Source organism: Pseudomonas yamanorum (assembly GCF_900105735.1).
Classification (GTDB): domain Bacteria; phylum Pseudomonadota; class Gammaproteobacteria; order Pseudomonadales; family Pseudomonadaceae; genus Aquipseudomonas; species Aquipseudomonas yamanorum.
This window is the reverse complement of the sequence record NZ_LT629793.1, coordinates 2153283-2177541: the sequence shown is the minus strand read 5'-3', so window position 1 is coordinate 2177541 and position 24259 is coordinate 2153283. Positions and strand designations below refer to the sequence as shown.

Below are 24259 nucleotides of genomic sequence, written 5' to 3'. Positions count from 1 at the left end.
GGTGTACAAGCTCAGCTTCTTTGTGCCCGACAGCCATGTGGAGACGGTGAAAACCGCCGTCTTCGCAGCCGGCGGCGGGCGTATCGGCCACTACGACAGCTGCGCCTGGCAGGTACTGGGCCAGGGCCAATTCCGCGCGATGGACGGCAGCCAGCCGTTTATCGGGCAGGTAGGGCAGGTTGAAGTGGTTGAAGAATGGAAGGTTGAGCTGGTGGTGGCGGATGAATTGATCGTGGCTGTCGTGGCTGCGTTGAAACTGAGCCATCCGTATGAGACACCGGCGTATGAGGTATGGCAGTTGGCGGATTTTTGATCCGTCGGCTGCAAAACAAGAAACCCGCTGGGCCAGTTTGGTCAGCGGGTTTTTTGTTGCCTGTCAGGGCCTCATCGCTGCCAATTCAGTGACCGGGACTGCAAGCTCGTAAACATCACTAGGAGCGTATTCTTCTCGGAGTTTTACGATGGTCAACGAAAACACTTCATCTTCCATAGCCTCGCTTCAAGCTGCAGCCCGTCAGGCGACGAGTCAACCTGCCGATCAGTTATTCACCCTTGTACCTAATCTGGATAGCGAAACCCTGCTGGCCAACGCCTCTCAGGATCTTGCCTCAGTGCAGGCGCTGAAGGTTCATCTGGCGTTTGAAGTCGACGGTTCTCACCGTGATGTGGCGCTGGGGATTTGTCGGATGCTGGAGGGGATTCAAATGATGGTGGATCGGATACTGGACTTGTATGAGGTGCCTGAGCCTGAGTAATTCGGCGCCTGTGAGGGCCATTCGCGAGCAAGCCCGCTCCCACATTTGACCGCGTTGCCATGACGGGCACCGATCAAAATGTGGGAGCGGGCTTGCTCGCGAAGAGGCCCTGATGCTCAGTAAAGATTCAGGCTTTTACCCCAACCTCACGGCCACTGACCAACCGCTCCAACGCCTCACCCAACCCCGAAGCCTTGTCACCAATCAGCAAGTGCCAAACCCCACTCTCAAGCTGGCTAACCCCCTGGCAACCCAGCGCAGTCAGTTGGGATTCCGACAACACCGAACCATCCTCCAGCTCCACCCGCAGCCGCGTCATTGCCACCGCATCCAGTTGCAAGACATTGGCCCGACCGCCCAGCGCACTCAGCCATTTCTCGGCCTCATGCACATTCACCGGTGTGCTCTTCTCAACAGGCGCTACCACCACCGCAGGCGCCGCAACATACGAAGGCATCGCCAAGCGAATCTCATCGGCAATGCTGTCTGCCATCGGCCCGACCACTACCTGCAAACTTCCGCCATTGCCCGGCCGAACCACCGCCATGGCACCCAGTGCTTTCAGCTCGGCATCTACCGCCTTGTTGCGATCCACCATGTCCAGCCGCAGACGCGTCGTGCAAGCACCTACACTCAGCAGATTCTCCGCACCACCCAGCGCTCGAATGTAAGCTCCGGCCCGCTGGTTATCGGTCATGGCCTCGGCCTGCGCGACCTGAATATCCTCACGCCCCGGCGTCTTCAAATTGAAGCGACGGATGCAGTAATTGAACACGCTGTAGTAGATCACCGCATACGCCAGCCCAACCGGGAACACCAGCCAGCCGTTGGTGGATTTACCCCAACCCAGCACCATGTCGATAAACCCGCCGGAGAAGGTAAAGCCCAGGTGAATGTTGAGCATGTTGGTGACCGCCATCGACAAGCCGGTCAGTAGCGCATGGATCAGATACAGGAATGGCGCGAGGAACATGAAGGCGAATTCGATCGGCTCGGTGACCCCGGTCAGGAACGAGGTCAACGCCATCGACAGGAAAATCCCGCCCATGATCTTGCGCCGCTCCGGCAGGGCATTGCGGTACATCGCCAGGCACGCCGCCGGCAGGCCGAACAGCATCACCGGGAACATGCCGGTCATGAACTGGCCGCCTTTCGGGTCGCCGGCAAAGTAGCGGGTCAGGTCGCCGGTCACTACCGCGCCGGTCACCGGATCCGTGAAGCTGCCGAACACAAACCAGGCCATGTTGTTGAGGATATGGTGCAAGCCGGTGACGATCAGCAGGCGGTTGAACACGCCAAACACGAACGCGCCAAAGCTGCCGCTTTCCATCAGCAGTACGCCGAAGCTGTTGATGCCGTGCTGGATCGGTGGCCAGATCAAACCAAAGATCACCCCCAGCGCCACCGCCGAGAACCCGGTGACGATCGGTACAAACCGTCGCCCACCAAAGAACGCCAGGTACTCCGGCAGTTTGATGTCCTTGAAGCGGTTATACAGCGCACCGGCCATCAAGCCGCTGGCGATCCCCGCAAGCATGCCCATGTTGATGCTGGCGTCCATCACCTTGAGGGTGGAGACCATCACCAGGTACCCAATGGCACCCGCCAGGCCCGCCGTGCCGTTGTTGTCGCGGGCAAAACCCACGGCAATCCCGATGGCGAAGATCAGCGCCAGGTTGGCGAAGATCGCCTGCCCGGCGTCGTGCATCACCGCGATGTTCAGCAAGTCGGTGTCGCCCAGTCGCAGCAGGAGGCCGGCGATCGGCAAAATCGCGATCGGCAGCATCAGCGCACGGCCCAGGCGTTGCAGCCCTTCGATAAAATGTTGATACACGGCGTGTCTCCCTATTTTTGTTGTTTTCAGCTCAGCGGCCAGTGGTGTTGACAGGCTTGGCGAACGGCTTTGGCGCTGCTCAGGTTAAGCAGGCTTTGGCTCAGTTGCCGGCATTGGGCGGCGTCCAGGTGACGGACACGGTCCTTGATTTCTCCGATTTGCGGCGGGCTGACGGACAGCTCGCTGATGCCCAGACCGATCAGCACCGGCGTGGCCAGCGGGTCGGACGCCAACGCCCCGCACACACCGACCCAGCGCCCATGCTTGGCCGCACCGATGCACGTCTGGGCGATCAGCCGCAGCAGCGCCGGGTGCATGGCATCGACCCGGGCGGCGAGGCCGGCGTGGTCGCGGTCCATGGCGAGGGTGTACTGGGACAGGTCATTGGTGCCGATGGACAGAAAGTCCGCGTGCTCGGCCAGTTGCTCAGCCATCAGCGCGGCGGCGGGGACTTCGATCATCACGCCCAGCTCCGGGCGCTGGGTCAGTTCCAGCTCGGCGCACAGTTCATCGAGGCGCTGGCGGATGTGCAGCAGTTCGTCGACTTCGCTGACCATCGGCAGCAGGATCCGGCAGCGTTCCAGTGGCGAGACTTGCAGCAGCGCACGCAGTTGCTGGTCCAGCACTTCCGGACGCACTTGCGCCATGCGAATGCCCCGCAGGCCCAGCACCGGGTTGGTCTCGAACGGCAGCGGCAGGTAGTCGAGTTGCTTGTCGCCGCCGACGTCGATGGTGCGGATGATCACGGACTTGTCACCCAAGGCATCCAGCACGGCCTGGTAGGCCTGGCGCTGCTCTTGCTCGTCAGGCGCAGTGCGGCGATCAACAAAGAGGAATTCGGTACGCAGCAGGCCGACGCCATCGGCGCCATTCTCGAAGGCTAACTGGGCTTCGGCGCTGGAGGCGACATTCGCGGCCACTTCAATTCGCACGCCATCCTGAGTGCTGGCAGTGCCTTGAGCCTCCGCGTGCTGTTGTTGGCGCCGCAGTTTCTGTGCATCGCGCAACTGATGAACCTGAGCGTGGCGTGCATCATCCGGTGTCAGTTCCAGTCGACCGTTGGCGGCGTCCAGCACCACCCGTTGACCCTGTGGCACCTCCAGCACTTGCTCGCCCAACGCGACCACACACGGCAGGCCTTTGCCCCGTGCCAGAATCGCCACATGAGAAGTCGCGCCGCCTTCGGCCATGCAGATGCCGGCGGCGTTTTGCTTGCTCAGTTGCAGCAGGTCCGACGGGGTCAATTCATGGGCCGAGACGATCGCGCCGGCCGGCAACTCGAAGTGCCAGGCCTCGCCCAGCAGCGCCCGCAGCACGCGTTGTTGCAAGTCCCGCAGGTCGTTGGCGCGTTCGGCGAACAGTGGTTTGCCAAGGGCGAGCAGCACTGCGCATTGGGCCTGGATTGCATCGCGCCAGGCGTGAGTGGCGGCACTGCCATGTTCGATGGCGGTGGTGGCGGCTTCCAGCAGCGTCGGGTCTTCCAGCAATGCCAGGTGGGCGGCGAAGATCTCTTCTTCTTCCACATCCTTGCGCTGGCGGGCCTGGTCCAGGGTGTGGCGGATTTCGCTGCGCACCTGTTCCAGGGCACTGTCCAGGTGCTGCAATTGTTCATCCGGCACGTTGTTGCCCGGGTCCGCCGGCAGCTCGATTCCGTTCAGGCGGAACAGCGGGCCGCAGACCAAACCCGGTGCTGCGCAGACGCCCTGCAGCACCCCGGCTTCGGTATTTTCGCGTCGCGGGGCTGCGGCCACTGGGGCGTGATGTTCTTCGCTGACGGCCACCGACAGCGCGGCGATCAGTGCTTGCAGCGCCGCTTCACAATCCTTGCCGCGACAAGTGACCTGTACCTCGTCCTGCTCACCAATCCCCAGTCCCATCAAGCCGATCAAGCTGTCGCACGAGGCCGACTTGCCGGCGAAATGCAGCTGCGACTGGCTGCTGAATGCCTGTGCGGTCTTGCGGATCAAGGCGGCAGGGCGCGCGTGCAACCCGCCACGATGGGTGATGCGAATAGTCGCGCTGGCTTCGGCGACAGACTCATCAATCACTTTCGCCGCACCGGCCAACCGCGCAACCACATGCAGCAGCGGCTCGCCGACCTTCACTGTTTTCAAGGTGATCGGCCGTAGCTCAAACAACTCGCTGTTGGTCAGGATGATCAGGCTGACCAGGCTTTTGCACTGCCGCGCAATCAGATCCAGATCAAACTGCACCAGTGCCTGGCCCTTGCTGACTCGCGCCCCTTGCTTGACCAGCAGCGCAAAGCCTTCGCCATTCAATTCCACTGTGTCGATGCCCACGTGCATCAGCAGTTCGGCACCGTTATCGGCGCGAATGGTCAGCGCGTGCCCGGTGCGGGCGACGTGGATGATCACGCCGTCGCACGGCGCGTGCAGGCAATCGTTGAGCGGGTCGATGGCAATGCCGTCGCCCATGGCGCCACTGGCGAACACTTCGTCGGGAACGTTGCCCAGGGTCAGCACCGGCCCACTGAGGGGAGCGCTGAGGGTAAGGTCTTTATTATTGTGGGACATGGGCACGGTACTCATCAGGAAATCGCTGCAATCAACTCAGTGGGTACGGGTCACTTTGCTCAAGTGACGCGGTTGGTCCGGGTCCATGCCCCGGGCCTCTGCCAAACCGGCAGCCATCACGTAGAAACTCTGGATCGCCAGGATCGGGTCCAGGGCCGGGTGTTCGGCGCGGCTCAGGGTCAGGTCGCGTTCGGCGATGTCATCGGGAGCGGCCAGCAACACGCGGGCACCGCGCTGGCGCATGTCGGCGGCCAGGCTCAGCAGGCCGGCTTGTTCGGCGCCACGGGGGGCGAAGACCAGCAGCGGGTAGTTGTCATCGATCAGGGCCATCGGGCCATGGCGCACTTCGGCGCTGCTGAAGGCTTCGGCCTGGATCGCCGAGGTTTCCTTGAGCTTGAGCGCGGCTTCCTGGGCAATGGCAAAACCGGCGCCACGGCCGATCACCATCAGTTGCTGGCAGCCGCGCAGGGCTTCGATGGCCACGCTCCAGTCTTGCTTGGCGGCTTCACGCAAGCCTTCGGGCAATGCCTTACAGGCTTGAAGTAACTCGTCTTCCTGATTCCAGTGGCCGATCAATTGGGCGCTGGCGCTCAGGGTGGCGATAAAGCTTTTGGTGGCGGCGACGCTGCGTTCCGGTCCGGCGCACAGCGGTACGTGGAATTCGCAGGCGGCTTCCAGCGGTGAGTCTTCGGCGTTGACCATCGAGATGCTCAAGGCGCCGCGCTTGCGCAGCAGGCGCAGGCTGTTGACCAGGTCCGGGCTTTGCCCCGACTGGGAGAAACCGAACGCCACTTGCCCGCTGACTTTGAGCGGCGATTGCAGCATGGTCACCACCGACATCGGCAACGACGCCACCGGAATCCCCAGGTGTTGCATGGTCAGGTAGGCGAAGTAACTGGCGGCGTGGTCCGAGCTGCCGCGAGCAATGGTCATTGCCACTTGCGGCGGCTGGCGACGCAGGCGGCCGGCGACTTCCTCCAGCAATGGGTCCAGGCGTTGCAGTTGAGCCTCGACGGCCTCGCAGGAGGCCAGGGCCTCTTCAAGCATTTTTGAAGTCAATGGTTTCTCCTTCGACCACTACGTCGGTGAGGTGCAGGGAGCGGTCCAGGCGCACGCAGTCGGCAAAGCTGCCGGGCTGCAGGCGACCGCGTTCTTCGAGGCCCAGGTAGTCCGCAGGAAATTGCGACAGGCGTTGTGAGGCTTCGCTGATCGGCAGGCCGATCTTCACCAGGTTGCGCAGTGCCTGGTCCATGGTCAGGGTGCTGCCGGCCAGCGTTCCATCGGCCAGGCGTACGCCGCCCAGGCACTTGGTCACGGTGTGGCTGCCCAGCTTGTATTCACCGTCGGGCATGCCGGCGGCGGCGGTGGAATCGGTGACGCAGTACAGGCACGGGATCGAACGCAGGGCCACGCGCATGGCGCCGGGGTGCACGTGCAGCAGGTCGGGAATCAGCTCAGCGTATTTGGCGTGGGCCAGGGCCGCGCCGACGATGCCGGGCTCACGGTGATGCAGCGGGCTCATGGCGTTATACAAATGGGTAAAGCTGGTGGCGCCGGCGGCGAGGGCGGCGACGCCTTCTTCGTAGCTGCCCAGGGTGTGTCCGATCTGCATGCGCACGCCGCGTTCGCTGAGGGCGCGGATCAGTCCGTCATGGCCGGCGATTTCCGGAGCAATGGTGATCACCCGGATCGGCGCCAGGCGCAGGTATTCTTCGACTTCGGCCATCAAGGCGGTGTGGGCGAAGTTCGGTTGTGCGCCGAGTTTTCCCGGATTGATGTAGGGGCCTTCCAGGTGCACGCCGAGCACACGGGCGGTGCCGGTTGGGCGGTTTTCGCAATAGGTGCCGATCTCGCCGAGCACACGGGTGATTTCGTCCACCGGCGCGGTCATGGTGGTGGCCAGCAGCGAGGTGGTGCCAAACCGCACGTGGGTGCGAGTGATGGTGTGGAAGGCGTCGGTGCCTTCCATGATGTCTTTGCCGCCACCGCCGTGCACATGCAGGTCGATAAAGCCTGGCAGCAAATACGGCAGGTCGTTGTCTGCCGGGTCGCACGGGCTGCCTTCAACGGCAGTGACCTTGCCGTGCTGGTGCACCAGGCGGCCGCGAATCCAGCCGTTGGGCGTAAGAATGTTGTCTTCGGACATGGGCAGTTCTCTAAATTCGCAGTTCAGCGGAATAGTCGTGGCGGCGCAGTTCTGCGACGAAGTCGTAGTAGTCGTTGCGGCAATAGGTGTCGGTGATTTCAATCGGGGTGTTGTCGGCGGTGTAGCCCACCCGGGTCATCAGCAGCATGGCGGTGCCGGGGGCGATGCCAACCAGGGCTGCGAACTCGTCCGAGGCGTTGATCGCCTGGATGTGTTGCAGGGCGCGCACGATGGGCTTGCCGATGCTTTCCAGGTATTCGTACAGCGAGTTGCCGATGGCCTGCGGGTGGGGGAGGACGGAGGCGGGCATGGCGGTCATTTCAATCGCCATCACTGTGTCGTCGGCCTTACGCAAACGCTTGAGGCGCGCGACCTTGTCACTCGGCGACAGGCCCAGGCGGATCAGCTCTTCATGGGTCGGCGGGGTGATGTCGCGCTCGAGCCACTGGGACGTCGGCACAAAGCCCTTGAGACGGAGCATTTCGCTGAAGCCCGAGAGGCGCGACAACGGCTGTTCAAGGCGCGGAGTGATGAAGGTTCCGGAGCCTTGGCTGCGACGGATCAGGCCTTGTTCGAAGAGTACTTCCAGCGCCTTGCGGGCGGTCACTCGGGAAATGCTCAGTTGCTCGCTGAGGGCGCGTTCCGACGGCAATGCCTGCTCGGATTTCCATTGGCCGGCATGAATCGCGGCTTCAAGGTTACGGGCCAGTTGCAGGTACAGCGGCGTCGATTGTTTATCGTCGGGGCGCAGGGCCAGGATGGGGTTCATCGTGTCGGTTTCCGATGCGGTTATTGGAGTGTTGTCGCCCGGTAGTGATCGCAAGCTAATACCACTTAAATACCATGTCAATGCAGCGAAAACGGTGCAGGCGAGCGTTTACGGGCGCCTTAATAGTGCGCCAGTTCAAGTGGTATTAGAGAGGTCTTTCTGTCGGGCAGAAGCGCGCAGCTTGCCGGGGTGAACTGGTATTCACCGGCAAGCGCTGCGCGGGGCAGGAATTTTTTTTGAATTATTTTACGAGCGGCGGAAAAATTACGGACGAATCTCGATCATCGTGCCGTCCTTGACCAGGTTCCAGACTTCGCGCATGTCGACATTGCGCATGCCGATGCAGCCGTCGGTCCAGTCCAGGGTGTGGAACAGCTCTTCGGGGTAGTCCTCGGCGTCGGGGGTGCCGTGGATCATGATCATGCTGCCGGGCTTGACCCCTTCGCGGCGGGCGCGGGCGGAGTCGCTGATGTTGGGGTAGGAAATGTGCATGGCCAGGTTGAAGCGGTCGCTGGTCTTGCGCCAGTCGATCCAGTAGAAGCCTTCCGGGGTTCGGCGGTCGCCTTCCATCAGCTTGGTGCCCTTGGGGTTCTTGCCCAGGGAAATGCGGTAGGTCCTGAGGGGCTTGCCGTCGTTGATCAGTTGCAACTGATGGGCGGACTTGAGCACCAGGATTTTTTCGACGGGTTTGCCCCCCAGGATCACTTGGGTGGAGGCTGGCGACAGCGTGGCAAACGACAGGCAGATCAGAGCAAGCAACCAACGCATTAAAACGGTATCCCCTGAAAAGACTACGTGCCACCTGGATTGTTATTTGGCCAACTGGGTCAGCGGCGGCACCGACTCGCTGCGCACCGGATACGACTGTTGCCGGCGGTCAGCAAAAAAGCATTCTAAGGTACGCCCGACCGTGCGGAAAGCCAGCTCGGACCAAGGGATGTCGGCTTCATCGAATAAGCGCACTTCCAGGCTTTCGGGGCCTGCGGCAAAGTCCAGGTCGATCAGTTCGGCACGGTAGAAGATGTGCACCTGGCTGATGTGCGGCACGTCGATCAGGGTATAGATGCTCAGGTTGCGCACCCGGGCGCAGGCTTCTTCCATGGTTTCGCGCATGGCGGCCTGTTCGACGGTCTCGCCGTTCTCCATAAAACCTGCAGGCAGGGTCCAGAAACCCAGGCGCGGCTCGATGGCGCGGCGGCACAGCAGCACCTGGGCGCCCCACACCGGCACGGTGCCGGCGACGATATTGGGGTTCTGGTAGTGAATGGTCTGACAGTGATCGCAGACATAACGCAGGCGTGCGTCGCCTTCGGGAATGCGCTGGGTGACCGGTTTACCGCACTGGCTGCAGAAGTTCATGCTGGGGTTCCTGGAGAGTGCGCCTATCTTGGCGTGACCGGGTATGGCCTGCAAGTTGTCGTTTAGCGACATGGCCAGGGTTTTGGGGTTGGGCGTGCGCACGGTTTGGTGCATGATGCAAGGTAGCCAACAGACCGAGATGACTCATGCTGGACGAGCTACTTCGCCGGGTAAGCAATCATACGCCCCACACGCTGGAGACCGACGGTCGGTTCCCGGAAGCGGCGGTACTGGTGCCGATCACCCGCAGTGACGAACCCGAGCTGATCCTGACCTTGCGCGCCAGCGGGCTGTCGACCCATGGCGGCGAAGTGGCGTTCCCTGGCGGGCGCCGCGACCCGGAAGACCCGGACCTGATATTCACCGCGCTGCGAGAAGCCGAAGAAGAAATCGGCCTGCCGCCGGGCCTGGTGGAAGTCATCGGCCCATTGAGCCCGCTGATTTCCCTGCACGGTATCCGTGTCACGCCTTATGTAGGCGTTATCCCTGATTACGTTGAATACCTGGCCAATGACGCCGAGATCGCCGCTGTGTTCAGCGTGCCCCTGGAGTTTTTTCGCCAGGATCCCCGCGAACACACCCACCGTATCGATTACCAGGGCCGCAGTTGGTACGTGCCCAGTTACCGGTTTGGCGAATACAAGATCTGGGGCCTGACGGCGATCATGATCGTCGAGCTGATCAATTTGCTCTATGACGATGCCGACATCAGCCTGCATCGGCCGCCGAAAAGCTTCATCAATACCTAAGAGCCAGATGGCCATCGTTTCTGCCGTGAGGATCCACCTATGAAATACCGCCTGGGCGACGCCCGAGTCGAAACCCATCCCAACAGTTGGGTGGCCCCCAATGCCACGCTGGTGGGCAAGGTCAAGCTGGAAGAGGGCGCCAACGTCTGGTTCAACGCGGTGTTGCGCGGCGACAACGAACTGATCCTGATCGGCAAGAACAGCAACGTGCAGGACGGCAGCGTGATGCACACCGACATGGGTTACCCGCTGACCCTCGGCACCGGCGTGACCATCGGCCATAACGCCATGTTGCATGGCTGCACCGTCGACGATTACAGCCTGATCGGCATCAACGCGGTGATTCTTAACGGGGCGAAGATAGGCAAACACTGCATCATCGGCGCCAATTCGCTGATTGGCGAAGGCAAGGAGATTCCCGATGGTTCGCTGGTGGTGGGCTCGCCGGGCAAAGTGGTGCGGGAGCTGACCGACGTGCAGAAGAAAATGCTCGAGGCCAGCGCTGCGCACTATGTGCATAACGCCCAGCGTTATGCCCGTGATCTGGTTGAGCAGGAAGAATGACCGTATCTGAACGGCCGGTAGCGTCGCCTTGCGTGAGCATTTGCGCGCTGGATGACGATGATATCTGCACGGGATGCCAGCGCACGGTGGAAGAGATTACCCGCTGGAGTCGCATGGACAACGCCGAGCGCCGGGTGGTGCTGGGGTTGTGCCATGAGCGGGCGAAGGCGAGTGGGCTCATGTGGATGATTCCGGGGAAGTCCGGCGCCTGATAGACCGTTTTCGCGAGCAAGCCCGCTCCCACATTTGATTGCGTTTATCTTGGAGGAATGCGTTCAAAATGTGGGAGCGGGCTTGCTCGCGAAAGGGCCTGCCCAGACGACATATTTCCAAATGTGAAGTACCCTGTGCCCCTTGTTCACAGGTCCCTAGCCCCATGTTCTTCCTGATCGCCTACATCAGCAGCGTCGTGCTGATCAACTTTGCCTTTTCCACCGCTCCGCACCTGGATGTCATCTGGTCTGCCTGGGGCGGCTTGGTATTTGTCCTGCGGGACATGGTGCAAACCCGCTTCGGCCATGGCGCGATCATTGCCATGCTGGCGGCGCTGGTGCTGTCCTATATCACCTCCGATCCGTCCATCGCCCTGGCCAGTGCCACGGCGTTCGCGGTGTCCGAATGCATTGACTGGCTGGTGTTCAGCATCACCAAGCGCCCGCTCCACGACCGCCTGTGGATCAGTTCGGCGCTCAGCATTCCCCTCGATACCTTCATCTTTTTCGGCCTGATCGGCGCGCTCACGCCTGCCGTGGCCGGCACTGCCCTGGTCTCGAAGTTCGCCGGCGTCACCGTGGTGTGGCTGGCCATGGCCTGGCGTTTGCGCCGGCAGCGCGTCGCCAACTGAAGCCAATCCTTACAGTTCATGTAAAATGCCGGCCTTTCTCCACATGATCCGCTCCCCTGAGGACCTGAGATGACCCGAATCGGAACTCCATTGTCGCCAACCGCGACCCGCGTAATGCTGTGTGGCTGCGGTGAGCTGGGCAAGGAAGTGGTAATCGAACTGCAACGCCTGGGCGTTGAAGTGATTGCCGTGGATCGCTACGCCAACGCACCGGCCATGCAGGTTGCCCATCGTAGTCATGTGATCAACATGCTCGATGGCGCCGCCCTGCGTGCCGTGATCGAAGCCGAAAAGCCGCACTTCATCGTGCCGGAAATCGAAGCGATCGCCACCGCGACCCTGGTTGAGCTGGAAGCCGAAGGCTTCAACGTGATCCCGACCGCCCGCGCGACCTTGCTGACCATGAACCGCGAGGGCATCCGTCGCCTGGCCGCTGAAGAGCTGGACCTGCCGACCTCGCCGTACCACTTCGCTGACACCTTCGAGGACTACAGCAAGGCCGTCACCGACCTGGGCTTCCCGTGCGTGGTCAAGCCGGTGATGAGTTCGTCGGGCAAAGGCCAGAGCCTGTTGCGCAGTGCCGATGACGTGCAGAAAGCCTGGGACTACGCCCAGGAAGGCGGGCGTGCCGGCAAGGGCCGCGTGATCATCGAAGGCTTTATCGACTTCGACTACGAAATCACCCTGCTTACCGTGCGCCACATTGGCGGCACCACCTTCTGCGCGCCTGTCGGTCACCGTCAGGAGAAGGGCGACTACCAGGAATCCTGGCAGCCACAGGCCATGAGCCCGATTGCGCTGGCGGAATCCGAGCGCGTTGCCAAGGCGGTAACCGAAGCATTGGGTGGTCGTGGTCTGTTTGGCGTCGAGCTGTTTATCAAAGGCGATCAGGTTTGGTTCAGCGAAGTGTCGCCGCGCCCCCATGACACTGGCCTGGTAACCCTGATTTCCCAGGACTTGTCGCAGTTCGCCCTGCATGCGCGGGCAATTCTCGGCCTGCCGATTCCGTTGATCCGTCAATTCGGGCCTTCGGCTTCGGCGGTGATTCTGGTGGAAGGCAAGTCGACCCAGACGGCGTTTGCCAACCTGGGGGCTGCGTTGAGCGAGCCGGATACGGCGTTGCGTTTGTTCGGCAAGCCGGAAGTGAACGGTCAGCGTCGTATGGGCGTGGCGTTGGCGCGGGATGAGTCGATTGAGGCTGCCCGGGCTAAAGCGACCCGTGCTTCGAAAGCGGTTGTTGTAGAGCTGTAATCGAGTCGCGCCCATCGCGGGCAAGCCCGGCTCCCACAGGGAAATGCATTCCAAATGTGGGAGCCGGGCTTGCCCGCGATGGCGGTTTATCAGCTAACGCGATTCAAATCGTTATTGCGCGTCTCTTTCAGGCACAGCACAGCAATCAAGCTGATCACCGCTGCCGCCGACACATACCCGCCGACATAACTCAAACCGCCCATCGCCACCAGTTTGGTCGCGAAGAACGGTGCCGCCGATGCGCCCACGATCCCGCCCAGGTTATACGCCGCCGAAGCACCGGTATAACGCACGCGGGTCGGGAACAGTTCCGGCAGCATCGCGCCCATCGGGGCGAACGTCACGCCCATCAAAAACAGCTCCAGCGCCAGGAACAATGCCACGGCCCAGGTTGAACCGTGGGTGAGCAACGGTTCCATGGTGAAGCCGGAGAGGATGGTCAGAATCGCCCCCACAATCAGCACCGGCTTACGCCCGTAACGGTCGCTTGCCCACGCCGCCAGCGGCGTCGCCGCGCCCATGAACAGCACGGCGAAGCACAGCAGCCCGAGGAAGGTTTCACGGCTATAGCCCAGCGTGGACACGCCGTAGCTCAGGGAAAACGCCGTGGTGATATAGAACAGCGCATAACACACCACCATCGACGCCGCGCCCAGCAGTACCGGCAGCCAATGCTGACTGAACAGTTCCACCAGCGGCACTTTCACCGGAGCTTCCTTGGCTACGGCGTTCGCGAACACCGGCGTTTCGTGCAGTTTGAGCCGCGCATACAGACCCACCATCACCAGCGCTGCGCTGAGGATGAACGGAATGCGCCAGCCCCAGCTGCGGAATTGCTCGTCGCTCAGGCTCATGGCCAGGATCAGGAACAGCCCGTTGGCTGCCAAGAACCCTATCGATGGCCCCAGTTGCGGGAACATGCCGAACCAGGCGCGTTTGCCCTTCGGTGCGTTCTCGGTCGCCAGCAACGCCGCGCCGCCCCATTCGCCGCCAAGCCCGAGGCCTTGGCCAAAGCGCAGCACGCAGAGCAGGATCGGCGCCCAGGCTCCGATGCTGTCATAACCGGGCAGCAAACCAATCAGCGTGGTGCACACGCCCATCAGCAGCAGGGACGCCACCAACGTCGATTTACGGCCAATCCGGTCACCAAAGTGGCCAAACAGCGCCGAACCCAGTGGCCGCGCGATAAACGCGATACCGAAGGTCAGGAACGAGGCAAGCATCTGCGCCGTGCCGGAGGTTTGCGGGAAGAACACCGGGCCGATCACCAGGGCAGCGGCAGTCGCATAGATATAGAAGTCGTAGAACTCGATGGCGGTGCCGATGATGCTCGCGGTGGCGACCCGGGCCGTCGAATTGGTCGGGGCGGCGGTCGCCGTCTCGTTATAGGTGGTGCTCATTGAGGTATCCCTGACGGTCATTGCGCGTTTGGACGCGGATTATTATTGGTCGAACACCCATGGATCAGGGTTGTGCGCGGGGCGGCTCGGGATGGGAGCAAACACCGGTCAGACACGGTAAAACGATGCCTGGACGCGCTCAGTGCGGGTAGCACGCGGTCGGGCGGGGCTTGGGTAAGCCGCCCGATTATAGGAAGGGGTTTGCGGATCCAACAAGGGGCTTAAGCGGCGACCGGCACTGTGCTGGTGTGCCAGATCAGCACCTTGGCGACGCGGTTGTCCTCGGTCTCGAGGATTTCCAGGCGATAGCGGCCGATTTTCAGGCACACGGCGCAATCCGGGATGGTCTCCAGTGCTTCGGTGACCAGGCCGTTGAGGGTCTTGGGGCCGTCGCTGGGCAGGTGCCAGCCGAGGGTTTTGTTCAGGTCGCGAATCGAGGCGGCGCCGTCGATCACGTAGCGGCCATCCAGTTGGGGCTGGATGTGCGGGTTGTCGAGATGCTGCTCGTTTTCGAACTCACCGACGATTTCTTCAAGAATGTCTTCCAGGGTCACGATGCCCAGCACTTCGCCATATTCATCCACCACCATGCCCAGGCGGCGCTGCTGCTTGTGGAAGTTCAGCAATTGCAGTTGCAGCGGTGTGCTTTCCGGGACGAAGTAGGGCTCGTGACAGGCCTCCAGCAGCGCTTCCTTGGTCAGGCTGGCGTCCGGTAGCAGGTGGCGGATCTGCCGGGTGTTGAGCACCGCTTCGACCTGGTTGATGTCGCTGTGGAACACCGGCAGCCGGGTACGCGTGGAAACCCGCAGTTGCTCGATGATTTCCTCTACCGAGTCATCCAGGTTGATGCCGTCCACTTCGCTGCGGGGCACCAGGATGTCATTCACGGTGATGTTGTCCAGGGCATGAATGCCTGGCATGCCCGGTGCGCGGGTGTTGGGGATTTCGGCTTCCGGCTCGTCGTCCTGATCCGGCTGCGGCTCGTCGCTCTTCTTGACCACGCCAGGTTTGCGGGCAAATGGGCGCAGCAGCAACAGGCTGACGCCATTGAGCAGCCAAGCCAGCGGATAAAGGATTTTCAACGGAACGCTCAGCAACGTATTGCCGAAACCGAGGATGGTTTGCGGGTGGCGAGTGGCCAGGGCGCGGGGCAGATAGTCGGCCAGCACCAGCAGGACCGCACTGGAGATCACCCAGCCGAGCCATGGGCCGTTTTCCGCCCACGCGTAGATCGCCAGCAGGGTGCAGAGAATCACCACCACGGCGCGGCACAAGGTGTTGCAGAGGATCAGGCTATTGCGCGGGAAATTCAGGCGGGCGGCGGCTTTGTCACCCTGGCGGGTGCCAGGTCGCAGGGCCAGCAAATGTTGCTGGGCGGCTTCGATGGCGGTAAACAGCGCCGACCATAAAACCAGCAAGGCTACTACCGCAAGCATCGGCCCTAAGGGCAAGTTGTCCATGTCGGCTGCCCGTCAGATATGCAGGATGTATTCGCGAACCAGCTTGCTGCCGAAATAGGCCAGCATCAGCAGGCAGAAACCGGCCAGGGTCCAGCGGATCGCCTTGTGCCCGCGCCAGCCGAGGCGGTTGCGGCCCCACAGCAGCACGCTGAACACCACCCAGGCCAGGCACGCCAGCAGGGTCTTGTGCACCAGATGCTGGGCGAACAGGTTCTCGACGAACAGCCAGCCGGAGATCAGCGACAGCGACAGCAGCGTCCAGCCGGCCCAGAGGAAGCCGAACAGCAGGCTTTCCATGGTTTGCAACGGTGGGAAGTTCTTGATCAGCCCGGACGGGTGCTTGTGCTTGAGCTGGTGGTCTTGCAGCAGTAGCAACAAGGCCTGGAACACCGCGATGGTGAACATGCCGTAGGCGAGGATCGACAGCAGGATGTGGGCGAGGATGCCCGGCTCTTCATCAATGACCTGCACGGTGCCGGTCGGCGTGAATTGCGCCAGCAGCACCGTCAGCACCCCGAGCGGGAACAGCAGCACCAGCAGGTTCTCCACCGGGATCCTGTAGCAGGCCATCAGGGTCAGTGCGATCACTGCGGCGGCAATCAGGCTGGCGGCGCTGAAAAAATCCAGGCCCAGGCCGACCGGCGTCATCAAGTGTGTGAACAGGCTGGCCGCGTGGGCGAGCAGGGCAAGGACGCCAAGGCCTACCAACAGGCGTTTGTCGGCCTTGGCGCCTTGGGCCAGACGAGTGCCCTGATAAAGGGTCGCAGCGGCATACAAGATGGCGGCGGCGAGGCTGGGTAGCAAACTGGGTGACAAAGGGAGCATAAATCCTGTTAAGCAGGCCCGAAAGGCGCTGAGTTTGGCATACACCTGCGTAACACGAAAGACTCTCAGGCCAGACAGCGGGTGTGCATGGCGGCAGTCTTCGCTATAATCCGCGACCTGCCCACGCCGCAGGCTCGCCGAGCGCTGTTTTTAATAGCGATTTACCACAGCCTGGGCCGCCATTACCTCGGTCTAACAATGCATTTCGATGAATAGGGCCTGAAAGGATCGCGCATGTTTGAAAATCTGACTGACCGTCTCTCGCAGACGCTGCGCCATGTCACCGGCAAGGCCAAGCTGACCGAGGACAATATTAAAGACACCCTGCGTGAAGTGCGCATGGCGTTGCTGGAAGCCGACGTCGCCTTGCCGGTGGTGAAGGACTTCGTCAACTCGGTCAAAGAGCGCGCGGTCGGCACTGAAGTGTCCCGCAGCCTGACCCCGGGCCAGGCCTTTGTGAAGATCGTCCAGGCCGAACTCGAAAGCCTGATGGGCGCGGCCAACGAAGATTTGAACCTCAGCGCCGTGCCGCCAGCCGTTGTGCTGATGGCTGGCCTGCAAGGTGCGGGTAAAACCACCACCGCCGGCAAACTGGCGCGCTTCCTTAAAGAGCGCAAGAAGAAGTCGGTGATGGTGGTGTCTGCGGACGTTTACCGTCCGGCCGCGATCAAACAGCTGGAAATGCTCGCGGGCGAAGTGGGTGTGACCTTCTTCCCGTCCGACCTGAGCCAGAAGCCGGTCGATATCGCCCAGGCGGCTATTAAAGAAGCCAAGCTGAAATTCATCGACGTGGTCATCGTCGATACCGCCGGTCGCCTGCACATCGATGAAGAGATGATGGGCGAGATCAAGGCGCTGCATGCCGCGATCAACCCGGTAGAGACTCTGTTCGTGGTCGACGCCATGACCGGCCAGGATGCGGCCAACACCGCCAAGGCCTTTGGTGATGCGCTGCCGCTGACCGGTGTGATCCTGACCAAGGTCGACGGCGACGCTCGAGGCGGTGCCGCCTTGTCGGTGCGTGCGATTACCGGCAAGCCGATCAAGTTCATTGGTATGGGCGAGAAGAGCGAAGCGCTCGAGCCGTTCCACCCTGAGCGGATCGCCTCGCGTATCCTCGGCATGGGCGACGTGCTCAGCCTGATCGAGCAAGCGGAAGCGACCCTCGACAAGGACAAGGCCGACAAACTTGCTAAAAAGCTGAAGAAGGGCAAGGGCTTCGACCTCGAAGACTTCCGCGACCAGCTGCAACAGATGAAAAACATGGGCGGCCTCGGCGGCCTGATGGACAAGCTGCCGAACATCGGCGGCGTGAACCTGGCGCAAATGGGCAATGCCCAGGGCGCGGCAGAGAAGCAATTCAAGCAGATGGAAGCCATCATCAATTCCATGACCCCGGCCGAGCGCCGCGACCCTGAGCTGATCAGCGGTTCGCGCAAACGTCGGATCGCCATGGGTTCCGGCACCCAGGTGCAGGACATCGGTCGCTTGATCAAGCAGCACAAGCAGATGCAGAAGATGATGAAGAAATTCTCCGCAAAAGGCGGAATGGCCAAGATGATGCGCGGCATGGGCGGTATGTTGCCCGGCGGCGGCATGCCGAAAATGTAAAGAATTCGAGCAGAAGTTCGCTTCTGCTCCGACCCACACGGATGTGGGATCTCCAGCAAACCCGCCATTGGCGGGAGCTGACTTGCCGTTTTAACCGACGGCTCTATAGCAGATCTGAATGGCACGCTGATAGGCGCCAGAAAAAGACATTTGCAAAAGTCCGGATATTCCTTAGAATATGCGGCCTTTCGGGCACCTATGCCCGCTGTGCATTTAGATTTGCAGCACCGACTACAGGAACGATGTTCACATGCTAACAATCCGTCTTGCCCTTGGCGGCTCCAAAAAGCGCCCGTTTTACCACTTGACCGTAACTGACAGCCGCAACCCACGTGACGGCTCTCACAAGGAACAAGTTGGCTTCTTCAACCCGATCGCTCGTGGTCAAGAAGTCCGTCTGTCCGTGAACCAAGAGCGCGTAGCCTACTGGCTGAGCGTTGGTGCACAACCTTCTGAGCGCGTTGCTCAGTTGTTGAAGGATGCATCTAAGGCTGCGGCCTGAGCAATATGAACGCGACGCCAGCGGTTGCTGATGATTTGATCGTTATCGGCAAGATTTATTCTGTTCATGGCGTTCGCGGCGAAGTGAAGGTGTATTCCTTTACTGATCCGACTGAAAACCTGTTGCAGTACAAGACCTGGACGCTCAAGCGCGAAGGTAGTGTGAAACAGGTAGAGCTGGTCAGTGGACGCGGGAACGACAAGTTCCTGGTCGCAAAGCTCAAGGGTCTTGATGATCGTGAAGAAGCTCGTCTTCTGGCCGGTTATGAGATCTGCGTGCCGCGCAACCTGTTCCCTGAATTGACCGACGGCGAGTACTACTGGTACCAGCTGGAAGGTCTGAAGGTTATTGATCAACTCGGGCAATTGCTCGGGAAAATCGATCATCTTCTGGAAACCGGCGCCAATGATGTAATGGTGGTCAAGCCTTGCGCTGGCAGCCTGGATGATCGTGAACGCCTGTTGCCCTATACAGAGCAATGCGTGTTGGCCGTCGACCTGGCAGCGGGCGAGATGAAGGTGGAATGGGACGCGGACTTCTAACGTGGCTAACCTGCGCGTTGAAGTGATCAGTTTGTTTCCCGAGATGTTTTCCGCCATCAGCGAGTACGGCATCACCAGTCGGGCGGTGAAACAGGGGCTCTTGCAGCTCACCTGTTGGAACCCGCGAGACTACACGACAGATCGACATCACACTGTGGACGACCGCCCATTTGGCGGTGGCCCGGGCATGGTGATGAAGATCAAGCCCCTGGAAGACGCGTTGGTTCAGGCCAAGGCAGCCGCCGGGGAGAAGGCGAAGGTAATTTACCTGTCCCCTCAAGGCCGTCAGCTGAATCAGTCGGCGGTACGCGAGTTGGCGAATCTGGAAGCATTAATCCTGATTGCCGGTCGCTATGAAGGCATTGACGAGCGGTTTATTGAAGCTCATGTCGATGAAGAGTGGTCGATTGGGGACTATGTCCTGTCTGGCGGCGAGCTGCCGGCGATGGTCCTGATAGATGCGGTTACACGACTGCTGCCTGGAGCTTTAGGGCATGCGGACTCCGCGGAGGAAGATTCCTTCACGGATGGTTTGCTGGATTGCCCGCACTACACCCGACCGGAGGTGTATGCGGATCAGCGTGTTCCCGACGTATTGCTAAGTGGCAATCACGCACACATCCGGCGTTGGCGTTTACAGCAGTCCCTCGGGCGGACCTATGAACGACGCGCCGATCTTCTGGAAAGCCGCTCGCTTTCTGGAGAAGAGAAGAAGCTGCTCGAGGAATACATCCTCGGGCGGGACGATAGTTAACAACGTATCGATGGTAGGTCCGACGACTTACCTTAGGAGCACAGCATGACTAACAAAATCATCCTTGCACTCGAAGCAGAGCAGATGACCAAAGAGATCCCTACCTTTGCCCCGGGCGACACCATTGTCGTTCAGGTGAAAGTGAAGGAAGGCGACCGTTCGCGTCTGCAAGCGTTCGAAGGCGTGGTAATTGCCAAGCGTAACCGTGGTGTGAACAGTGCTTTCACTGTTCGTAAAATCTCCAACGGTGTTGGCGTAGAGCGTACTTTCCAGACCTACAGCCCGCAAATCGACAGCATGGCCGTTAAACGTCGCGGTGACGTACGTAAAGCCAAGCTGTACTACCTGCGTGACCTGTCCGGTAAAGCAGCTCGCATCAAGGAAAAACTGGCTTAAGTCCAGCTTCCCGATGCAGAAAAAAGCAGCCTACGGGCTGCTTTTTTGTTGCCTGAAATTTGTCTTTTTCCCCGGTATCTATTCATGACTACCCGCCTCGAAGAAATTCAGCGTCGTACTGACCTTTCCGTTACCCATGTGACCAAAGCCGTTTTCCCACCGACTACCAACCACCACAACACCCTGTTCGGCGGTACCGCACTGGCATGGATGGACGAAGTGTCGTTCATTACGGCTACGCGTTTCTGCCGCTTGCCGCTTGTGACGGTCTCCACCGACCGTATCGATTTCAATCACGCGATACCGGCGGGCTCCATCGTTGAACTGATCGGTCGCGTGATCAAGGTGGGTAACACCAGCCTCAAGGTCCAGGTGGAAGTATTTGTCGAAAGCATGAGCGCTGACGGACGAGAAAAGGCCATCCAGGGTGTGTTCAGTTTGTCGCGATTGATACTGACAAACGACCGGTGCCCGTGCTGCCAGGGTTTGCCGACTGATCCTGAGTCGAGTCGCTTTTGTGGCGAGGGAGCTTGCTCCCGTTGGGCTGCGCAGCGCCCCTGAAACCTGCAATAGAAGTCTCTCTGTTGGGCCTCATGGTCAGTCAGGGCCGCTTCGCGCCCCAGCGGGAGCAAGCTCCCTCGCCACAGATTATTTGCCCGCCTTCATTGATGTGTAGATGCCTGTGCTGCGATAGGATCTACCCGACACCGCCACTTTCCCAGCCTGAGCCCTCATGCCCGCCATTGACCATCCCCAGATAGACCGCTTCCTCGATGCCCTATGGCTGGAAAAAGGCCTGTCAGACAACACCCGCCAGGCTTACCGCAGTGACCTGGCGTTGTTCAATGGCTGGCTGCAGGAGAAAAACCTCGAACTGCTCAACGCCGGTCGCGAGCTGATCCTTGACCATTTGTCCTGGCGTCTGGAGCAAAACTACAAACCTCGTTCTACCGCGCGTTTTCTGTCCGGTGTACGTGGCTTTTATCGCTACCTGTTGCGGGAAAAGCTGATCGCTGTCGACCCAACCCTGCAAATCGACATGCCACAGTTGGGCCGGCCATTGCCCAAATCCCTGTCGGAAGCCGACGTCGAAGCCCTGCTCGCAGCCCCAGACCTGAGCGAGGCCATCGGCCAGCGCGACCGCGCCATGCTGGAAGTGCTCTATGCCTGCGGCCTGCGCGTCACCGAGCTGATCAGCCTGACCCTGGAACAGGTCAATCTGCGCCAGGGCGTATTGCGGGTGATGGGCAAGGGCAGCAAGGAGCGCCTGGTGCCCATGGGCGAAGAGGCGATTGTGTGGGTCGAACGCTACATGCGCGACGCCCGCAGCGAGTTGCTCAACGGTCGGCCCAGCGACGTGCTGTTCCCCAGCCAGCGTGGCGAACAGATGACCCGCCAGACCTTCTGGCATCGCATCAAGCACCAGGCCAAGGTCGCAGGGATCGGCAAGTCGCTGTCGCCCCACACCCTGCGTCACGCCTTCGCCACGCATCTGCTCAACCACGGCGCGGATTTGCGCGTGGTTCAAATGCTCTTGGGCCACAGCGACTTATCCACCACCCAGATCTACACCCACGTGGCCCGGGCGCGTTTGCAGGAGATGCACGCCAAGCACCATCCCCGTGGATGAAAAACCCTTCGGAAAAAGCCCAATTTCCCCGCGACTGGCTGCCCTGCGGCCCAACTGTGGTAGGCTTTGCCGGTTCGCAAAGGGGACGGCCCAAACCCGTGTTTGAAGATCGGTGTTCCTGCTCCCGTCCCTGCATCTGCCTTCAGGAGTTCCCATGCGCTTGACCCAGATTTTCGCCATCGCAGCCATTGCGTTGGTCTCCACCTTTGCCGTCGCCGATGACGCCGCAGAAAAGACTATCCGCAAGAGTCTGGAGGCCCTCCAACTCGATACCCCGATTGAAAGCATCAGTGCCAGCCCGATGGCCGGCCTGTATGAAGTCAAGCTCAAGGGCAGCCGCGTGCTGTACGCCAGCGCCGATGGCCAGTACATCGTCCAGGGCTACCTGTTCCAGTTGAAAGACGGCAAGCCGGTGAACCTCACCGAGAAAGCCGAACGCCTGGGCGTGTCCAAGCTGATCAACGGCATTCCGGTGGCTGAAACCGTGGTTTACCCGGCCATTGGCGAAACCAAGACTCACATCACCGTCTTTACCGACACCACCTGCCCGTATTGCCACAAGCTGCACGCCGAAGTGCCTGAGCTGAACAAGCTCGGCGTTGAAGTGCGCTACGTGGCGTTCCCGCGCCAAGGCCTGGGTTCGCCGGGTGACGAGCAGTTGCAAGCCGTCTGGTGTTCGGCCGACAAGAAAGCCGCCATGGACAAGATGGTCGATGGCAAGGAAATCAAGGCCGCCAAGTGCGCCAACCCGGTTTCCAAGCAGTTCGCCCTCGGCCAGTCGATTGGTGTGAGCGGCACGCCGGCCATCGTTTTGGCTGACGGTCAGGTGATTCCGGGCTACCAGCCGGCGCCGCAAGTTGCCAAACTGGCACTCAACGCAAAGTAAGCAAAATCGTCGAGCCTTGACGATCATGACTCGCCGACAGTTCGGCGGGTCATTAATAGAGAGCCGCAGTTGTGCGGCTGTTTTCACGGCCGACCTTGAGTCGGCCGTTTCATGGGGAGTTCTTCAGTGAAACCGGTCAAAGTAGGCATCTGTGGGTTAGGGACCGTCGGTGGCGGCACCTTCAACGTACTTCAGCGTAACGCTGAGGAAATTTCCCGCCGTGCAGGGCGTGGGATTGAAGTGGCACAAATTGCCACGCGTACGCCAAAGCCTCAGTTCCAAACGACCGGTATTGCGATTACCAACGATGTCTTCGAAGTCGCCACCAACCCTGAAATCGATATCGTCATCGAACTGGTGGGCGGTTACACCGTGGCCCGCGAGCTGGTGCTCAAGGCGATCGAGAACGGCAAGCACGTGGTCACCGCCAACAAGGCGCTGATCGCCGTACACGGCAACGAGATCTTCGCCAAGGCCCGCGAGAAGGGCGTGATCGTAGCGTTCGAAGCTGCGGTTGCCGGTGGTATCCCGGTGATCAAGGCGATCCGTGAAGGCCTGTCCGCCAACCGCATCAATTGGGTAGCCGGCATCATCAACGGCACCGGTAACTTCATCCTCACCGAAATGCGCGAGAAGGGCCGTACCTTCGAAGACGTGCTGGCCGAAGCCCAGGCCCTGGGTTACGCCGAAGCCGATCCGACCTTCGACGTCGAAGGCATCGACGCTGCCCACAAGCTGACGATCCTGGCGTCCATCGCCTTTGGTATCCCGCTGCAGTTCGACAAGGCCTACACCGAAGGCATCACCAAGCTGACCACCGCCGACGTGAACTACGCCGAAGCCCTGGGCTACCGCATCAAGCACCTCGGTGTGGCGCGCAGCACCCCGGCCGGTATCGAGCTGCGTGTGCACCCGACGCTGATCCCGGCCGACCGCCTGATCGCCAACGTCAATGGCGTGATGAACGCCGTGATGGTCAACGGTGATGCTGCCGGTTCGACCCTGTTCTACGGCGCCGGCGCCGGCATGGAGCCCACGGCTTCGTCGGTGATCGCCGATCTGGTGGACGTGGTTCGCGCCATGACCAGCGACCCGGAAAACCGCGTACCGCACCTGGCTTTCCAGCCGGACTCGCTGTCGGCCCACCCGATCCTGCCGATCGAAGCCTGCGAAAGTGCCTACTACCTGCGCATCCAGGCCAAGGATCATCCGGGCGTGCTCGCTCAGGTCGCCAGCATCCTGTCGGAGCGCGGCATCAACATTGAATCGATCATGCAGAAGGAAGTCGAAGAACAAGACGGCCTGGTGCCCATGATCCTGCTGACCCACCGTGTGCTGGAACAGCACATCAACGATGCCATCGCCGCGCTTGAAGCGTTGCAGGGTGTGGTTGGGCCGGTGGTGCGGATTCGCGTCGAACACCTGAACTAATCGTTTTGCGGCAAGGG

General features: G+C 60.8%; 25 protein-coding genes and 1 pseudogene. 16 read left to right on the top strand and 10 right to left on the bottom strand.

Features of this window, described 5'->3' with window-relative positions:
- Window position 1: 1 nt before the first annotated feature.
- The gene (locus BLU46_RS10505; RefSeq protein ID WP_093201315.1) at window positions 2–313 is read left to right on the top strand and encodes an NGG1p interacting factor NIF3; all 312 of its coding nucleotides are present in this window, start codon (window positions 2–4) and stop codon (window positions 311–313) included.
- Between the two features lie 148 nt (window positions 314–461).
- Window positions 462–755: a DUF6124 family protein gene (locus BLU46_RS10500; RefSeq protein WP_093201311.1), complete on the top strand. Its 294-nt coding sequence runs from the start codon at window positions 462–464 to the stop codon at window positions 753–755.
- Window positions 756–882: 127 nt separating this feature from the next.
- Here the strand turns inward: BLU46_RS10500 and nagE are convergent, their stop codons facing one another.
- The 7 genes from nagE to BLU46_RS10465 form a co-directional block, all read right to left on the bottom strand.
- Complete coding sequence (gene nagE / locus BLU46_RS10495) at window positions 883–2541, bottom strand: N-acetylglucosamine-specific PTS transporter subunit IIBC (RefSeq protein WP_374106783.1); 1659 nt, start codon at window positions 2539–2541, stop codon at window positions 883–885.
- A 74-nt stretch (window positions 2542–2615) separates the two neighbouring features.
- Window positions 2616–5123, bottom strand: a complete 2508-nt coding sequence (gene ptsP / locus BLU46_RS10490) for a phosphoenolpyruvate--protein phosphotransferase (protein ID WP_093201301.1) — start codon at window positions 5121–5123, stop codon at window positions 2616–2618.
- Window positions 5124–5159: 36 nt separating this feature from the next.
- Complete coding sequence (locus BLU46_RS10485) at window positions 5160–6182, bottom strand: SIS domain-containing protein (protein WP_093201296.1); 1023 nt, start codon at window positions 6180–6182, stop codon at window positions 5160–5162.
- Window positions 6163–7269 carry an N-acetylglucosamine-6-phosphate deacetylase gene (gene nagA / locus BLU46_RS10480; protein WP_093201292.1) on the bottom strand — a complete coding sequence of 369 codons (1107 nt, stop codon included), beginning with the start codon at window positions 7267–7269 and terminating at the stop codon, window positions 6163–6165. Before nagA ends, BLU46_RS10485 begins: the two co-directional genes overlap by 20 nt.
- Window positions 7270–7279: 10 nt before the next feature.
- A complete protein-coding gene (locus BLU46_RS10475; protein WP_003209609.1) occupies window positions 7280–8038 on the bottom strand; it encodes a GntR family transcriptional regulator in 759 nt (252 codons plus the stop codon).
- A gap of 264 nt (window positions 8039–8302) precedes the next feature.
- Complete coding sequence (locus BLU46_RS10470) at window positions 8303–8806, bottom strand: L,D-transpeptidase family protein (RefSeq protein ID WP_003209608.1); 504 nt, start codon at window positions 8804–8806, stop codon at window positions 8303–8305.
- Window positions 8807–8848: 42 nt separating this feature from the next.
- On the bottom strand, window positions 8849–9397 hold the full coding sequence (locus BLU46_RS10465) for an NUDIX hydrolase (protein ID WP_093201287.1): 549 nt from the start codon (window positions 9395–9397) through the stop codon (window positions 8849–8851).
- A gap of 146 nt (window positions 9398–9543) precedes the next feature.
- On the opposite strand from BLU46_RS10465, the gene BLU46_RS10460 reads away from it, so the two are divergent.
- The 5 genes from BLU46_RS10460 to purT all read left to right on the top strand — a co-directional run bounded on the left by BLU46_RS10460 (window position 9544) and on the right by purT (window position 12805).
- Complete coding sequence (locus BLU46_RS10460) at window positions 9544–10146, top strand: CoA pyrophosphatase (RefSeq protein WP_003209605.1); 603 nt, start codon at window positions 9544–9546, stop codon at window positions 10144–10146.
- 39 nt (window positions 10147–10185) lie between these two features.
- Window positions 10186–10710: a gamma carbonic anhydrase family protein gene (locus tag BLU46_RS10455; protein WP_093201283.1), complete on the top strand. Its 525-nt coding sequence runs from the start codon at window positions 10186–10188 to the stop codon at window positions 10708–10710.
- The gene (locus tag BLU46_RS10450; protein WP_063032968.1) at window positions 10707–10922 is read left to right on the top strand and encodes a DUF1289 domain-containing protein; all 216 of its coding nucleotides are present in this window, start codon (window positions 10707–10709) and stop codon (window positions 10920–10922) included. Before BLU46_RS10455 ends, BLU46_RS10450 begins: the two co-directional genes overlap by 4 nt.
- 164 nt (window positions 10923–11086) lie before the next feature.
- The gene (locus tag BLU46_RS10445) at window positions 11087–11554 is read left to right on the top strand and encodes a hypothetical protein (protein WP_003209599.1); all 468 of its coding nucleotides are present in this window, start codon (window positions 11087–11089) and stop codon (window positions 11552–11554) included.
- 69 nt (window positions 11555–11623) lie between these two features.
- Window positions 11624–12805 (top strand): formate-dependent phosphoribosylglycinamide formyltransferase, encoded by a 1182-nt coding sequence (purT, locus tag BLU46_RS10440; RefSeq protein ID WP_026078133.1) that lies wholly within the window; start codon window positions 11624–11626, stop codon window positions 12803–12805.
- Window positions 12806–12894: 89 nt separating this feature from the next.
- On the opposite strand, the gene BLU46_RS10435 is transcribed toward purT, so the two are convergent.
- The 3 genes from BLU46_RS10435 to BLU46_RS10425 form a co-directional block, all read right to left on the bottom strand.
- Window positions 12895–14205 (bottom strand): MFS transporter, encoded by a 1311-nt coding sequence (locus tag BLU46_RS10435; RefSeq protein ID WP_008438242.1) that lies wholly within the window; start codon window positions 14203–14205, stop codon window positions 12895–12897.
- 221 nt (window positions 14206–14426) lie between these two features.
- Window positions 14427–15665, bottom strand: coding sequence for a transporter associated domain-containing protein (locus BLU46_RS10430; protein ID WP_063032966.1), 1239 nt, complete (start codon window positions 15663–15665; stop codon window positions 14427–14429).
- Window positions 15666–15677: 12 nt separating this feature from the next.
- Complete coding sequence (locus BLU46_RS10425; RefSeq protein ID WP_026078135.1) at window positions 15678–16490, bottom strand: cytochrome C assembly family protein; 813 nt, start codon at window positions 16488–16490, stop codon at window positions 15678–15680.
- 234 nt (window positions 16491–16724) lie between these two features.
- Between BLU46_RS10425 and ffh the strand changes: the two genes are divergently transcribed.
- The 9 genes and pseudogenes from ffh to BLU46_RS10380 all read left to right on the top strand — a co-directional run bounded on the left by ffh (window position 16725) and on the right by BLU46_RS10380 (window position 24242).
- Window positions 16725–18101, top strand: a complete 1377-nt coding sequence (gene ffh / locus BLU46_RS10420) for a signal recognition particle protein (RefSeq protein ID WP_003209589.1) — start codon at window positions 16725–16727, stop codon at window positions 18099–18101.
- A 250-nt stretch (window positions 18102–18351) separates the two neighbouring features.
- Window positions 18352–18603, top strand: coding sequence for a 30S ribosomal protein S16 (gene rpsP / locus BLU46_RS10415; RefSeq protein ID WP_003209587.1), 252 nt, complete (start codon window positions 18352–18354; stop codon window positions 18601–18603).
- A 5-nt stretch (window positions 18604–18608) separates the two neighbouring features.
- Complete coding sequence (gene rimM, locus BLU46_RS10410) at window positions 18609–19145, top strand: ribosome maturation factor RimM (RefSeq protein ID WP_010565276.1); 537 nt, start codon at window positions 18609–18611, stop codon at window positions 19143–19145.
- Between the two features lie 43 nt (window positions 19146–19188).
- Entirely contained in the window at window positions 19189–19899 is a 711-nt protein-coding gene (gene trmD, locus BLU46_RS10405; RefSeq protein WP_231988895.1) for a tRNA (guanosine(37)-N1)-methyltransferase TrmD, read from the top strand.
- Between the two features lie 45 nt (window positions 19900–19944).
- Entirely contained in the window at window positions 19945–20295 is a 351-nt protein-coding gene (gene rplS / locus BLU46_RS10400; protein WP_003175895.1) for a 50S ribosomal protein L19, read from the top strand.
- Between the two features lie 84 nt (window positions 20296–20379).
- Window positions 20380–20792, top strand: a pseudogene (locus tag BLU46_RS10395) (acyl-CoA thioesterase).
- 236 nt (window positions 20793–21028) lie between these two features.
- On the top strand, window positions 21029–21925 hold the full coding sequence (gene xerD, locus BLU46_RS10390; RefSeq protein ID WP_017478700.1) for a site-specific tyrosine recombinase XerD: 897 nt from the start codon (window positions 21029–21031) through the stop codon (window positions 21923–21925).
- 154 nt (window positions 21926–22079) lie between these two features.
- On the top strand, window positions 22080–22811 hold the full coding sequence (gene dsbC / locus BLU46_RS10385; RefSeq protein WP_063032964.1) for a bifunctional protein-disulfide isomerase/oxidoreductase DsbC: 732 nt from the start codon (window positions 22080–22082) through the stop codon (window positions 22809–22811).
- A 126-nt stretch (window positions 22812–22937) separates the two neighbouring features.
- Window positions 22938–24242, top strand: a complete 1305-nt coding sequence (locus BLU46_RS10380) for a homoserine dehydrogenase (protein ID WP_003209580.1) — start codon at window positions 22938–22940, stop codon at window positions 24240–24242.
- Window positions 24243–24259: the final 17 nt, after the last annotated feature.

Bases quoted from the DNA above. Each gene is read 5' to 3' on its own strand.
- BLU46_RS10500 (WP_093201311.1), top strand. From the start codon at position 462: ATGGTCAACGAAAACACTTCATCTTCCATAGCCTCGCTTCAAGCTGCA.
- nagE (WP_374106783.1), bottom strand. From the start codon at position 2,541: ATGCTGCCGATCGCGATTTTGCCGATCGCCGGCCTCCTGCTGCGACTG.
- ptsP (WP_093201301.1), bottom strand. From the start codon at position 5,123: ATGTCCCACAATAATAAAGACCTTACCCTCAGCGCTCCCCTCAGTGGG.
- nagA (WP_093201292.1), bottom strand. From the start codon at position 7,269: ATGTCCGAAGACAACATTCTTACGCCCAACGGCTGGATTCGCGGCCGC.
- BLU46_RS10475 (WP_003209609.1), bottom strand. From the start codon at position 8,038: ATGAACCCCATCCTGGCCCTGCGCCCCGACGATAAACAATCGACGCCG.
- BLU46_RS10470 (WP_003209608.1), bottom strand. From the start codon at position 8,806: ATGCGTTGGTTGCTTGCTCTGATCTGCCTGTCGTTTGCCACGCTGTCG.
- BLU46_RS10465 (WP_093201287.1), bottom strand. From the start codon at position 9,397: ATGAACTTCTGCAGCCAGTGCGGTAAACCGGTCACCCAGCGCATTCCC.
- BLU46_RS10460 (WP_003209605.1), top strand. From the start codon at position 9,544: ATGCTGGACGAGCTACTTCGCCGGGTAAGCAATCATACGCCCCACACG.
- BLU46_RS10455 (WP_093201283.1), top strand. From the start codon at position 10,186: ATGAAATACCGCCTGGGCGACGCCCGAGTCGAAACCCATCCCAACAGT.
- BLU46_RS10450 (WP_063032968.1), top strand. From the start codon at position 10,707: ATGACCGTATCTGAACGGCCGGTAGCGTCGCCTTGCGTGAGCATTTGC.
- BLU46_RS10445 (WP_003209599.1), top strand. From the start codon at position 11,087: ATGTTCTTCCTGATCGCCTACATCAGCAGCGTCGTGCTGATCAACTTT.
- purT (WP_026078133.1), top strand. From the start codon at position 11,624: ATGACCCGAATCGGAACTCCATTGTCGCCAACCGCGACCCGCGTAATG.
- BLU46_RS10435 (WP_008438242.1), bottom strand. From the start codon at position 14,205: ATGAGCACCACCTATAACGAGACGGCGACCGCCGCCCCGACCAATTCG.
- BLU46_RS10430 (WP_063032966.1), bottom strand. From the start codon at position 15,665: ATGGACAACTTGCCCTTAGGGCCGATGCTTGCGGTAGTAGCCTTGCTG.
- BLU46_RS10425 (WP_026078135.1), bottom strand. From the start codon at position 16,490: ATGCTCCCTTTGTCACCCAGTTTGCTACCCAGCCTCGCCGCCGCCATC.
- ffh (WP_003209589.1), top strand. From the start codon at position 16,725: ATGTTTGAAAATCTGACTGACCGTCTCTCGCAGACGCTGCGCCATGTC.
- rpsP (WP_003209587.1), top strand. From the start codon at position 18,352: ATGCTAACAATCCGTCTTGCCCTTGGCGGCTCCAAAAAGCGCCCGTTT.
- rimM (WP_010565276.1), top strand. From the start codon at position 18,609: ATGAACGCGACGCCAGCGGTTGCTGATGATTTGATCGTTATCGGCAAG.
- trmD (WP_231988895.1), top strand. From the start codon at position 19,189: ATGTTTTCCGCCATCAGCGAGTACGGCATCACCAGTCGGGCGGTGAAA.
- rplS (WP_003175895.1), top strand. From the start codon at position 19,945: ATGACTAACAAAATCATCCTTGCACTCGAAGCAGAGCAGATGACCAAA.
- xerD (WP_017478700.1), top strand. From the start codon at position 21,029: ATGCCCGCCATTGACCATCCCCAGATAGACCGCTTCCTCGATGCCCTA.
- dsbC (WP_063032964.1), top strand. From the start codon at position 22,080: ATGCGCTTGACCCAGATTTTCGCCATCGCAGCCATTGCGTTGGTCTCC.